Origin of the sequence: Thioclava sp. UBA3469, from assembly GCF_002378135.1 — a bacterium.
Taxonomy (GTDB): domain Bacteria; phylum Pseudomonadota; class Alphaproteobacteria; order Rhodobacterales; family Rhodobacteraceae; genus Thioclava; species Thioclava sediminum.
Map to the genome: position 1 here is coordinate 3,675 of NZ_DFRG01000194.1, position 12,425 is coordinate 16,099.

Here is a 12,425-nt window from a genome sequence, read left to right on the forward strand (position 1 = left end):
GACGCTGATGCTGCCCGAAATCCAGTCGCCCCACCGCCTGACCTGCCATTGCGGCGCGGTAGAGATGGAGGTGACCCTCTCCGACGGGCTGAGCACCAAACGGCGTTGCGATTGCTCTTTCTGCCGTCGGCGCGGCGCCGTGGCGGTCTCGGCCCCGCTCTCGGGCATCCTCATCGTGAAGGGCGAGAACAACCTGACGCTCTACCAATTCGGCACGATGACCGCGAAGCATTACTTCTGCAAAACCTGCGGCATCTACACCCATCACCAGCGCCGCTCGAACCCGAACCAATACGGCGTGAATGCCGCCTGTCTGGAAGGGGTGAACCCGCGCGATCTGGACCCGGCACCGTGGAATGACGGCGTCAATCACCCGACCGATCGCGCCGACTGATCCTCTCGTATGAACGCGGCGGCGCGCTCGGCAATCATGATCGTCGGCGCGTTGGTATTGCCCGAAATCAGCCGCGGCATCACCGAGGCATCGACAACGCGCAGCCCGTCGATCCCACGCACCCGCAGCTGAGGATCGACCACAGACATGTCACCCTGCCCCATCGCGCAGGTGCCGACCGGGTGGTAGATCGTATCCGCCCGTGCCCGGATATCGGCCATCAGCCCCTCATCCGTGCCGTCATGCGGATAGAACCTGCGCCCCCGCCAAGGCTTAAGGGGCTCCGCCTCGGCAATCCGGTCCAGAAGCCGCGCGCCTTTCAGCAGCAGTTCAGCGTCGCGCGGATCGGAGAGGTATTCGGGATCGATCAAGGGCGCCGCGCGCGGATCGCTCGAGGCCAGTCGCAGCGTGCCGCGTGACTGAGGCCGCAGCGGGCAGATATGAGCGGACCAGCCATCGGCCAGATGCGGCTTGCGCATATGCTGATCGACGATGCCCACGACGAAATGGATCTGCAAATCGGGTCGGGTGAGGCTCGGATCGCTCCGCAGGAAGGCCCCGCCCTCGGCCATGGGCGAGGCGAACAGCCCCTCGCCATGCTTGCGCCACGCGCCCGCCGCCCGCGCCAGCCGCATCAGTCCGCGCGGGTTCAGCCCCACCACGTCGCGCCGGGGCGAGGTGTAGCTGATGACGTAATCGAGATGATCCTGCAGGTTCGCGCCCACGCCCAGCAAGTCGAGACGTGGTTCGATGCCGACCTCGCGCAGATGATCCGCAGGCCCGATCCCTGACAGCATCAGCAGCTGCGGCGAGCCGAACGCCCCCGCCGAGACGATCACTTCACGCGCCGCCTCGATCTTCATTCGCTTGCGGCCTTGCCGGACGATTGCCCCCGTCGCGCGCCCGTCCGCGATCTCGATCTTCTCGGCCCGCGCGCGGGTCAGCACGGTCAGATTGGGGCGCGCCATCACCGGATGTAGATAGGCCGCCGCTGCCGAACAGCGTTCGCCCTTGCGCGGACCGTCCCAGAACTGCGTGACCTGATAGAGCCCCGCCCCCTCCTGCCGCGGCCCGTTGAAATCCTCGTTCGGCGGACACTGCACCGCGCCGCAAGCCTCGATGAAAGCGCGGCTGATCGCCCGCGGCCGCCGCTGATCGCCGACCTGCAACGGCCCCGCCGCGCCATGCCAGTCCGACGCCCCGCGGGCATTGCGCTCGGAGGCGAGGAACAACGGCTTCACGGTTTCCCAGTCCCAGCCCTCGGCGCCCGCCTCGGCCCAACCGTCGTAATCCTCTGGCTGGCCGCGCGCATAGAGCATCGCGTTGATCGCCGACGACCCGCCAAGCCCCCTGCCCCGAGGCTGAAACCCGCGCCGCCCGTTCAATCCCGGCTGCGGCACGGTGCGCAGCGCCCAGTTGTGGATCGGCGGCCGCCCGGCGACCATCGTGGCGACCAGCGCAGGCGCACGCACGAAGATGTCGCGCGCCTCGCGCCCCGCCTCGACGAGACAGACGGTCACGGCGGGGTCCTCCGACAGCCGCGCCGCCAGCACCGACCCCGCCGAGCCGCCGCCCAGAATGAGATAATCGAAACGCAAGGGCTCCTCCTTCCCTCGTTCGCGAAAAGCCTAACGGGTTTCGGAAGATAGGGAAGGATTACGCTGGGTCGGACGCGTCAGGGACGCGCCCGAGCCTCGGGTGAAAACGACTGGAATTGATTGCCCGGATCAGCCGCGTCAACTGCCCGGGCAGCGCCCGACCGCCCCCTCGGGCGGGCGCTTTTGCGACGGCAGCGCGCGGGTCAAGGTCGCCCGGATGTGACGGGGATAAAGCGCCGACCTCCAAGGGCAATGCGCCCACCCGGCGGCCCGGGCACCGCCCTCCGCTGCACACAAAAGAAAACGCCCGGTCTCTCCGACCGGGCGCTCCGAACTCTCTAAGAAAGCAATCTCAGCTGCGCAACGTGCCGCCGGTGGCCTTGCTCACCTTCTCGACGATCTTCTTGCTCACGGCCTCGATCTCGGCATCGGTCAGCGTCTTGTCGGCGGGCTGCATCCGCACCGTCAGCGCGATCGACTTCTTGCCCGCGCCCATCTGCTCCTCGGCCTTGGCGCCGGTGAACTGGTCGAAGACATTGACGCTCTCGATCAGCTTCTTGTCGGCGCCCATCGCCGCGTTCACCGCCGTCAGCGCCTCGACAGTCGTATCGACGACGAAGGCGAAATCGCGCTCGACCGCTTGCAGGTCCGATATCTGCAGCGCGGGCCGCGTCGCGCCCTTCTTCTTCGGGAAGGGGATGTTTGCCAGACGGATCGTGAAGGCGACCGCCGGGCCCTTCACGCCCAGTTCGCGCAGCACCTTGGGATGCACTTCGCCAAAGGTCGCCAGCAGGTTCGGCCCGAGCGCCACATTGCCCGCCCGGCCCGGATGCCACCACGCATCGAGCTTGCGGTTGATCTGCGCACGCGCCGGCGCGCCGACCGCGGCCAGCACGGCCTCGGCATCGGCTTTCGCATCATAGAGGTCCACCGGACGGCGCGACCCAAAAGGATCGCGCGGCGCGGAGTGACCGACCAGAAGCCCGGTCGCCTGCAGAACCTGCTCGCCCGGCTCGCCACCGTTGAAGGCAGGCCCGACCTCGAACAGTGCCAGATCGTTCAGACCGCGCGCCTGATTGCGGGCAGCCGCCTGCAACAGACCCGGCAGCAGATCGGGGCGCATATGCGTCATCTCCGAGCTGATCGGGTTCTCCAGCTTGGTCGCATCCGCGCCGCCGCCGAACAGCTTGGCGGACGCCTCGTCGATGAAGCTGTAGGTCACGCATTCATTGTAGCCCAAAGCCGCCGTCGTGCGCCGTGCCATCCGCTCGCGCTGCTGCATCGGCGTCAGGATCGCGCCGGGCACGCCGGTCGTCTCGCGGCCCATCGGCTTACCGATCAGCTTGGTCAGCGAGGCGATCCGCGCCACTTCCTCGACCAGATCGGCCGCGCCCAGCACGTCGGGTCGCCACGTCGGGGGCGTCGCCATGTCGCCGTCGAGCGTGAAGCCCAGAGCCTCCAGCGTCTCGCGCTGCGTGGCCTCTGGAATGTCCATGCCGACGAGCGAGATCACCCGCGCCGGGTCCAGCTTGTAAGCGCGGCTGACATCCGGCACCGCGCCGTCCATCACCAGCTCCGACACTTCGCCACCGCACAGATCGACGACCATCTTCGCCGCCAGATCGAGCCCCGGCAGCGTGAAGGCCGGATCGACACCGCGCTCGAACCGATAGCGCGCATCCGAGTTGATCTTCAGCGCCCGGCCCGTCGCAGCGATGGTGATCGGGTCCCAATAGGCGCTCTCGAGGAACACATCGACCGTCTCCTCATCCGCACCGGATGCCTCGCCACCCATGATCCCGGCAAGGCTCTCGACGCCCTTGTCGTCGCAGATCACCATGTCGCCTGCGCGCACGGTATAGGTCTTCTCGTCGAGCGCGAGGAACTCCTCGCCGCCCTCGGCCGGTTTGATCACCAGATTGCCCGCCACCTTCTTCATGTCGAAGACGTGGAGCGGCCGGTTCAGGTCGTAGGTGAAGTAGTTCGTGATATCGACCAGCGTCGAGATCGGGCGCAAACCGATCGCCTTGAGCCGCTTTTGCAGCCACTCAGGCGACGGCCCGTTCTTCACGCCCCGGATCACGCGACCTGCAAATAGCGGGCAGCCCTTGTCCTTCAGCGCCGGGTCGATCGTCACCGAAATCGGAGCCTCGAACGCAGCCTCGACCTTCGGCACGTCGAGCGGCTTGAGCTTGCCCAGACCGCGCGCCGCCAGATCGCGCGCGATCCCGCGCACGCCAAGCGCATCGGGACGGTTCGGCGTGATCGCGATCTCGATCACCGGATCGACCGCCTCGGGACGGTTCTCGGCCAGCCAGTCGGTGAACTTCTGCCCGACCTCGCCCGACGGCAATTCGATGATCCCGTTATGCTCATCCGACAGCTCCAGCTCACGCTCGGAGGCCATCATCCCGTGGCTCTCCACCCCGCGGATATTGCCCACCGACAGCGTGACGTCGATGCCGGGCACGTAATCCCCGGGCTTGGCCAGCACGACCGTGATCCCGGCCCGCGCATTCGGCGCCCCGCAGACGATCTGCGTCACTCCCTCATCCGTCTCGACCATGCAGACCCGCAGACGATCGGCGTCGGGGTGCTGCTCGGCCGATTGCACACGCGCCAGCGTAAACGTCTCCAGCTTCGCCGCCGGATCGACGACCTCCTCGACTTCAAGCCCGAGATCGGTGAGCGCCTCGGCGATCTGATCGACGGTGGCCTCGGTCTCGAGATGATCCTTGAGCCAGGACAGGGTGAATTTCATCGGACTTCCCTCAGGATTGCTTGCGCTGCGCGAGGTCCTTGTAATCCCCCATCTCAAGGAGTTTCAACTCCCGCCAAAGCCGGATCGAGGGTTTTGCAGCGAAAAGGAGCGACCCGATCAGGAACAACCACGTGCCGGGGATCATCAGGCTCTCGTAGAAGAAGAAGATCGAGCCGATCACGAAACAGAAGGCCGCGCCGAAATCGACCACCGTATAGGCGATCTCGGTGAGGGCGATGAAGCGGCGCTGCTCGGGGGTCTGTTCATGCTTCGGGGTGTCGAAGAGGCGTTTCTTCTGGGCCATCGGGTTCTCCTTGATAGTCCTTTACCAAGCGAAACCGTTCGCAAACGAGTTCCATCTCGGGGGTAAAACCTCCGTTACGCTCGAAATAGGCCTGATGACCCTGCCGCCAGCCTTCCAGCGTCTCGTCCTCCCCCTCGGCCAGCGCGAAATCCTCATCTACATCGCAAAACCGCCGGATCGTGACCTCGACCGTCTCGATCATCACCGCCGGCTTGCCGTCCCAGTCGAGCGCGATATCGCGCCGCCCCACCACCGGCATATCCTCGCCCCCTTCGGTGAAGTACGTGAGCGCGCCGCAGGTGGCGGTCTTCTTGCCTTGGCGGATCAGGGTGAGGAGTTCGTCACAGAGCTCGCGGCTGTCGCCGAAGGTGAAGGTGATGGGGGTTTTGGGCATGGGGTCTTTCGTTCTGGCGGGATGAGCGGATAGCGTTTAGTCCAATCGGTTCGCTGGCGTCCTGCAAGCTCATTGCGGAAGCCACTTAATTATTGAAATAGCTTTCAACATTGGCAACAAGGTGCCATTTGAATTCATGAGGCGTTAGGGCGATGCTTTTACAAGACAAACTCGAGAGCTTCTTAAACGGAACGCAAATCGAAAACACGCAAGCGATCTCCCGCATCAAGGCAAAGACGTTCGGGCACAAGACAAAAGCGAGCACAAAATTCTACAGTTTTGAACCCGGCAGCCGTATCGGCGGGAAATGGCATTCGGACGGAGGCGTTCTCCCGCATGTTGGGTTTATAGGCGCACACTCTTACATCAACGATATGAGTTACCTAAGAAATGAGGTCTTTATTGGTCGCTATACTTCGGTGGGCCGCAGGGTTAGCATAGGCGCCGGGAGGCACACGATAAGCGCGCTATCGACGTCACCACGCTTGTTCCGCGAAGCGAGGGAGTATTCGAGCGAAGAAGCGGAAAGCATTCGTCAGTATCGGAATGCCGACCGAAAGGTGGTGATCGGCTCTGATGTTTGGATCGGCGATGGGGCAGTCATCATGCCGGGAATATCCATCGCTCACGGCGCGGTAATCGCCGCGAATGCAGTAGTGACAAAAGATGTAGCCGCATATGAAATCGTTGGCGGCGTTCCGGCTAAAACATTGGGGCGGAGGTTCTCGGATGATTTAGCTAAGCGACTGCTCGAGTCAAAGTGGTGGGAATACCCGCATGCATTCCTGAAAAGCCAGCCTACAGCTAACGTATTTGATTTTCTTGAAGCTTTCGAGAGCGACAAGGAAGCTCCGGTGCATTACGCAACGTATAAAATTAGGAAAGCAAAGCACGCGCTTGGGGCACTGTTCCGGCCTCAAGTGAACAGTCACGCTTTCAACCAATAATCAAAACGTCACCATCGAGACGCGCGATTTTTTACGCGCCCCGAACCTATTCTCATCTCTAAGAGATCGCAAGGTATAACTTGCTGGTGCAAGTTTCTCTCAAGATGAAACGGTGCAATTCACCGGCTAAGCCCACCAGCCACCGTCGGCAGATCCAGCGCACTAAACCCGTAATGCTTCAGCCAGCGCAGGTCGCTCTCGAAGAACGCCCGCAGATCCGGGATGCCGTATTTCAGCATCGCGAGGCGGTCGATCCCGATGCCGAAGGCGAAGCCCTGCCATTCGTTCGGGTCGATCCCGGCGGACTCGAGCACTTTCGGATGCACCATCCCCGAGCCGAGGATCTCCATCCAGTCATCGCCCTCGCCGATCTTCAGGCTACCGCCCTCCCACGAGCAGCGGATATCGACCTCGGCCGACGGCTCCGTGAAGGGGAAATGCGAGGCGCGGAAGCGCAGCTCGACGCCGTCCACCTCGAAGAAGGCCTTGCAGAACTCTTCCAGCACCCATTTCAGGTTCGCCATCGAGATGTCCTTGCCGATCGCCAGACCTTCGACCTGATGGAACATCGGCGTGTGGGTCTGGTCCATATCCATGCGGTAGACACGGCCCGGCGCGATCACGCGGATCGGCGCGCCCTGCTCCAGCATCGCGCGGATCTGCACCGGCGAGGTATGGGTGCGCAGCACATGCGGCGGGCGATTGTCGCCCTCGTCGCGATGCATGAAGAACGTGTCATGCTCCTGCCGCGCGGGGTGTTCGGGCGCGATGTTGAGCGCGTCGAAATTGTGCCAGTCGTCTTCGATCTGCGGGCCTTCGGCGACCGCAAAGCCCATATCGGCGAAGATCGCGGTGACCTCGTCCATCACCTGCGAGACCGGGTGAATGGTGCCCTGACGCCGCGGACGACCCGGCAGCGTCACATCGAGCCATTCCTCGCGCAGCCGCGCATCGAGCGCCGCATCCGCGAGCGCCGCCTTCTTCGCGCGCAGCGCCGCGTCGATCTCGTCCTTCAAGACGTTAAGCGCCTTGCCCGTGGTCTGGCGCTCCTCCGGGGTCATCTTGCCCAGCTCACGCATCTTCAGGCTGATCTCGCCCTTCTTGCCCAAGGCGGCCAGACGGATCTCTTCCAGCGCGGCCTCGTCGGTCACATCGGCCACGGCGCTCAGGTATTTATCGCGAAGCTCTTGCATATCATTCCCCGGGAATTTGCTTGGCCCACGGGTTAGCCGCGCCGGCGCGCCTTTGCAACCTCGCGCTTGCAGGCAAAGGGCGGATGGGGGCGCTGCCCCCTCTGGCTTCGCCATTCACCCCCGGGATATTTCCATCAAGAGGAAGGTTAGCGGTTCATTAACCGGAATCGCGTTCACTCGGAGATGCGGTACAGGCGGGGACGCCGATGACCGCTCAAGGGGAAGCGCCCGGTCTGCCGCCCGATGATGGGTCCGAGCCGGGCGTTTTTCTTCCTCTTGGTGGAAATATCCCGGGGGGCTCCGAAGGAGCGGGGGCAGAGCCCCCTCCCCGACCGACCACCCACGCGAAACGAAAAAGGCCGCCCCAAACGGAGCGGCCCTTCCCGAATTCTGTCGTAAGCCGATTACGCGGCGGCGGCGGCTTTCGCCTGCTCGACGATCGCGCCGAAGGCTTCGGGCTCGTGCACGGCGAGATCGGCGAGAACCTTGCGGTCCACTTCGATGCCAGCTTGGTTGAGGCCGAAGATGAACTTCGAGTAGCTCAGATCCGCATCGACGGCGCGCACGGCGGCGTTGATACGCTGGATCCAGAGCGCGCGGAAGTTGCGCTTACGGGCTTTACGGTCGCGGGTCGCGTATTGGTTCGCCTTGTCGACCGCCTGGGTCGCAGTGCGGAAGTTGCGCGAGCGCGAGGAATAATACCCTTTCGCCTTCTTGAGCACTTTCTTGTGCGCGGCGTGGGTGACCTTACCGGATTTGACGCGTGCCATTGTTCAAGTCTCCCGAGTTCAGCGGTTGTAGGGCATGTATTTCTTGACGATCTTCGTATCCGCCTCGCAGAGCACCATGGTGCCCGAGGTTTCGCGGATGAATTTCGTCGAGCGTTTGATCATGCCGTGACGCTTGCCGGCCGGACCGACCTTGACCTTGCCGGTCGCGGTGAACTTGAACCGCTTCTTGGCAGCGGATTTCGTCTTCATCTTGGGCATTTACAGCTCCTTTGCAGGGTGTGGAAGCGCGACTCGGCATGCCACTTAGGCCGGCCGCGCGGGTTCAGAGTGGGCCTGTTAGACGCCGCAGGTCCGTTTGGCAAGGGAAAAATCCGGAACTGCCCCACCCCCGGATGGCGACGCTAGTAATTGACCAAGCGAGCCAACACGCGCGCCACCGCGTCTGGCACCGTCTTGAGCGTGTAGCCCCCCGGCCGGGCGTAGAAAGCCAGCAGGATCAGCGCCCCCGCCACCAGGATCCCGATCGTCGCCGCCCGCGGCGGGCGGCTGTCGGAGAAGGCGGAGATCGCAGCCGGGATCGCGATGATCGCGATCGCCAGCCCGATCGTCAGCAGGAGATCGGCATCTACCGAAGAAAGATCCATCACCTGCGCCCTTGTCACCAACCCTCTCGGGAAAGGTTACTCAGGGTCAGTGCGGTAAATCAATCGCTCATCACAGGGCGCGACGCGCAGGATGTTCGTGGTGCCCTGCACGTTGAACGGCACGCCCGCGGTGACGACGATCTGCTGCGTCTCGTCGGCAAAGCCGAAATCGCGCGCCGCGCGGGCGGCGTTGACGACGGCCTGCTTGAACCGCTCCAGCTCACCGCACGGAACCGCATGCACGCCCCAGGTCAGCGAGACCCGGCGCAGCGTCGCCTCGATCGGCGAAAGCGCGATGATCGGCACCCGCGGACGCTCCCGCGCGATGAGCGCGATCGTCTTGCCCGATTGCGTATAGGCGCAGATCGCCGCGATATCAGTGGTCTCGGCGATCTCGCGCGCGGCGGCCACGATCCCGTCGGCGACGGTCTGACGGGCCGCATGGCGCGAGGCTTCGATCACTTCACGGTAGGTCGGGTCCTTCTCGACCGAGATCGCGACGTTGTTCATCGTCTCGACCGCTTCGACCGGGTAGTTGCCCGCTGCGGATTCCGCAGACAGCATGACCGCATCGGCGCCCTCGTAGATCGCGGTCGCGACATCGGAGACCTCTGCGCGGGTCGGCATCGGGCTCTCGATCATCGATTCCAGCATCTGCGTCGCCACGATCACAGGCTTCGCCCAGGTGCGGCATTTGCGGATCAGCTGCTTCTGGATCGGCGGCACGGCCTGAACGGGAAGCTCCACGCCCAGATCGCCACGGGCGACCATGATCCCGTCCGAAGCCTGAAGAATCTCGTCGAAGCTGCGCACCGCCGAGGGCTTCTCGATCTTCGACAGGATCGCCGCGCGGCCCTTGGCCAGCTCGCGGGCCTCTTCGACGTCCTCGGGACGCTGCACGAAGCTCAGCGCGAGCCAGTCGACGCCCATCTCGCAGGCGAATTCCAGATCTCGCCGGTCCTTCTCCGACAGCGCGGCCAGCGGCAGCACCACGTCGGGGACGTTCACGCCCTTGCGGTCCGAGATCGTGCCGCCCACGGTGACGGTGCAATTCGCGAAATCGTCGCCGCAGTCGTCGACGGTCAGGCGAATCTTTCCGTCATTGACCAGCAGTTCCGAGCCCGGCTCGAGCGCCTGGAAAATCTCGGGATGCGGCAGGCACACACGATGCGTGGCGCCGGGCGTCTCGTCGAGATCGAAGCGGAACTTGTCGCCATCTTCCAGCTCCGCCCCATGCGCGGCGAAGGTGCCGACGCGCAGTTTCGGGCCCTGAAGATCCGCAAGGATCGCGATCGGGCGACCGAATTCGGCTTCGAGTTGGCGGATGATGGCGTGCCGAGCGCGATGCTCTTCGTGGCTGCCATGGCTCATGTTCAGGCGGAACACGTCCGCACCTGCGACGAACAGAGCTTTGATGCTGTCATAGTCCGAGGAAGAAGGGCCCAGCGTAGCCACGATCTTCACGTTGCGAAGGCGTCTCATGCGTCCTCGTTTTCCGTTCAAATTGATGTCATTTCGTGGGCCAAGTAAGCGTATGGCGCAATTTGTCGCGGGCCGCAACTGGCGTGGCGCAATCTTTCCCGTTATCTGAGCCATATCGAGCAAGCGTGAAGAGACTATGAACGAAAAACAGCCCCTTTCGATCACTGGAGAGGCACGGCCCGGACGCTGGCTGGTCACGTGCGATCATGCGCGCAACACCGTGCCCGATTGGGTGGGTGGTGGCGATCTGGGCATCGAGGCCGAGGATATGGCGCGCCACATCGCCTATGACGTGGGCGCGCTGGGGCTGTCCGAGGCACTGGCGGAGCGGCTCGATTCACCGATGATCGCGAGCGACTTCTCTCGACTGGTGATCGACCCGAACCGGGGCGAAGACGATCCGACACTGGTGATGAAGCTTTATGACGGCACGATCATCCCCGCGAACCGCCATGCCGACGCGGCAGAGGTCGAGCGGCGGTTGGACCGGCTCTATCGCCCCTATCATGCGGAATATGCCCGGCTCGCGGCGCGGCGCGACGATACGGTGATCTGCGCGGTTCACTCCTTTACACCCCGCCTGCGCGGGCGCCCGCCCCGGCCGTGGGATGTCGGCATCCTGCACGCTCCGGCCGATCCGCGCCTCGCCTATGAGATGATCGCGGCGCTCGAAGCCGAGGGCGATCTCTGCGTAGGCGATAACCAACCCTATCTGGGCCATCTGGAGGGCGACTCGATCGACCGCCACGCGCTGGCGCATCGCCGCCCGAACGTGCTGATCGAGCTGCGCAACGACCTGATCGCGACACCCGAGCAGCAAGCGGCATGGGCCGACCGCCTCGCACCGATTCTGACGCGGGTTCTGGAGCAGAGCGGCCTCTGATTGGCGACAGTAATCGCGCGGCGCGAGGGATTGTTTCCAAACGACGTTACTCCTGCCACATTTTGATCACATTCTATTGACGCTTTCGTGAGCGTTGCGGATATTTTTCCTGATTTCAGGGGGATATCACCGATGCTCGCGACTCTTCTTCTCGCCTTCCTGCCGATGGCGCTCCTTGTCGGGGCCAGCCTCGACGGTGGCGGCGATCATAAAGATGACCATGAGGACGAGGAGGCGGCTCGCCCTGATGAAGAGGGCACCGGTGCAGGCGAGGAGATCGACATCTCCGAGCCCGATCAGCTGACAGAAGGCACGTCGGGCGACGACACGATCCGTGGCACCGATGGGACCGACACCGTTATGGGGCTCGCAGGCGACGACGACATCTATCTCGGCGATGGCAATGACGGCGGCGACCTCTCCCCCGAGGATGAGCTGGCGATGGATCAGGCGACGAGCCTCGGCGAATTCCTCGATCTTTATGAGGCGTCAGGGGTCTTCGGCGCGGTCGGCGGCTCGGGCGACGACTATATAGACGCGGGCGCGGGCAACGACTCGATCACCGGCAGCCAGGGCGACGACACGCTGCGCGGCAATCTCGGCGCGGATTACCTGTTCGATGCCGAAGGGTCGAACGCCCTCTATGGCGGCTATGGCGATGACGAACTCTATGCCAGCGATCTGGACGGCGCGCCCGACCTGCTCGATGGCGGGGCGAATAACGACGACCTCAATGGCGACGACGGCGACACGATGACCGGCGGCACCGGCTCGGACTGGTTCGGGGTCGATTGGACCGAGGGCGACGCGCCGGTAACCGTGACCGATTTCGGACAGCTCGACCCGACCCCGGCCCCCGGCGCGCTCGGCGAATTTCTGGGCATCGAGGTGGACGACCTCGACAACGTGTCCGACTTCACCGTCTCGCAAAGCGGCAGCGACTCCATCGTGTCGATCAATGGCCAGCAGGTCGCGACGCTCAAGGATGTCGAATATGCCGCGCTCAAGGCGGCGGGCGGCGCGATCTATGCAACCGACGGACTCAACTACGGTCAGCCAGTCTACGCCTGACCCGTTCTCGAATCGTGTCGGGT

The 12,425-nt window shown here is 63.9% G+C and carries 13 protein-coding genes; 4 read left to right on the forward strand and 9 right to left on the reverse strand.

What is annotated here, in order from left to right; genetic code table 11:
• The first annotated feature begins 7 nt into the window (after nt 1-7).
• A complete protein-coding gene (locus tag B3D39_RS13875; protein ID WP_274962242.1) occupies nt 8-394 on the forward strand; it encodes a GFA family protein in 387 nt (128 codons plus the stop codon).
• On the opposite strand, the gene B3D39_RS13880 is transcribed toward B3D39_RS13875, so the two are convergent.
• From B3D39_RS13880 to B3D39_RS13895, 4 genes are all read right to left on the reverse strand, one after another.
• Nucleotides 370-1,992: a GMC family oxidoreductase gene (locus tag B3D39_RS13880; RefSeq protein WP_274962243.1), complete on the reverse strand. Its 1,623-nt coding sequence runs from the start codon at nt 1,990-1,992 to the stop codon at nt 370-372. The genes B3D39_RS13875 and B3D39_RS13880 overlap by 25 nt on opposite strands.
• Nucleotides 1,993-2,344: 352 nt before the next feature.
• Complete coding sequence (pheT, locus tag B3D39_RS13885; RefSeq protein WP_274962244.1) at nt 2,345-4,753, reverse strand: phenylalanine--tRNA ligase subunit beta; 2,409 nt, start codon at nt 4,751-4,753, stop codon at nt 2,345-2,347.
• A 10-nt stretch (nt 4,754-4,763) separates the two neighbouring features.
• Nucleotides 4,764-5,057 (reverse strand): YrhK family protein, encoded by a 294-nt coding sequence (locus B3D39_RS13890; RefSeq protein ID WP_078548898.1) that lies wholly within the window; start codon nt 5,055-5,057, stop codon nt 4,764-4,766.
• Nucleotides 5,017-5,451, reverse strand: coding sequence for an ASCH domain-containing protein (locus B3D39_RS13895; RefSeq protein WP_274962245.1), 435 nt, complete (start codon nt 5,449-5,451; stop codon nt 5,017-5,019). Before B3D39_RS13895 ends, B3D39_RS13890 begins: the two co-directional genes overlap by 41 nt.
• 152 nt (nt 5,452-5,603) lie before the next feature.
• Between B3D39_RS13895 and B3D39_RS13900 the strand changes: the two genes are divergently transcribed.
• Nucleotides 5,604-6,398 (forward strand): CatB-related O-acetyltransferase, encoded by a 795-nt coding sequence (locus B3D39_RS13900; RefSeq protein WP_274962246.1) that lies wholly within the window; start codon nt 5,604-5,606, stop codon nt 6,396-6,398.
• 119 nt (nt 6,399-6,517) lie between these two features.
• On the opposite strand, the gene pheS is transcribed toward B3D39_RS13900, so the two are convergent.
• The 5 genes from pheS to pyk form a co-directional block, all read right to left on the reverse strand.
• The gene (gene pheS, locus B3D39_RS13905; protein WP_078522552.1) at nt 6,518-7,591 is read right to left on the reverse strand and encodes a phenylalanine--tRNA ligase subunit alpha; all 1,074 of its coding nucleotides are present in this window, start codon (nt 7,589-7,591) and stop codon (nt 6,518-6,520) included.
• Between the two features lie 404 nt (nt 7,592-7,995).
• Nucleotides 7,996-8,361 (reverse strand): 50S ribosomal protein L20, encoded by a 366-nt coding sequence (gene rplT, locus B3D39_RS13910; protein WP_078522551.1) that lies wholly within the window; start codon nt 8,359-8,361, stop codon nt 7,996-7,998.
• A gap of 18 nt (nt 8,362-8,379) precedes the next feature.
• Nucleotides 8,380-8,580: a 50S ribosomal protein L35 gene (gene rpmI, locus B3D39_RS13915; RefSeq protein WP_078542184.1), complete on the reverse strand. Its 201-nt coding sequence runs from the start codon at nt 8,578-8,580 to the stop codon at nt 8,380-8,382.
• Between the two features lie 143 nt (nt 8,581-8,723).
• Nucleotides 8,724-8,966: a hypothetical protein gene (locus tag B3D39_RS13920; protein ID WP_078542185.1), complete on the reverse strand. Its 243-nt coding sequence runs from the start codon at nt 8,964-8,966 to the stop codon at nt 8,724-8,726.
• A 36-nt stretch (nt 8,967-9,002) separates the two neighbouring features.
• Nucleotides 9,003-10,448, reverse strand: a complete 1,446-nt coding sequence (gene pyk / locus B3D39_RS13925; RefSeq protein WP_274962247.1) for a pyruvate kinase — start codon at nt 10,446-10,448, stop codon at nt 9,003-9,005.
• Nucleotides 10,449-10,584: 136 nt separating this feature from the next.
• On the opposite strand from pyk, the gene B3D39_RS13930 reads away from it, so the two are divergent.
• Both B3D39_RS13930 and B3D39_RS13935 read left to right on the forward strand, forming a co-directional pair.
• On the forward strand, nt 10,585-11,331 hold the full coding sequence (locus B3D39_RS13930; protein ID WP_274962248.1) for an N-formylglutamate amidohydrolase: 747 nt from the start codon (nt 10,585-10,587) through the stop codon (nt 11,329-11,331).
• Between the two features lie 132 nt (nt 11,332-11,463).
• Nucleotides 11,464-12,402, forward strand: a complete 939-nt coding sequence (locus B3D39_RS13935; RefSeq protein WP_274962249.1) for a calcium-binding protein — start codon at nt 11,464-11,466, stop codon at nt 12,400-12,402.
• Nucleotides 12,403-12,425: the final 23 nt, after the last annotated feature.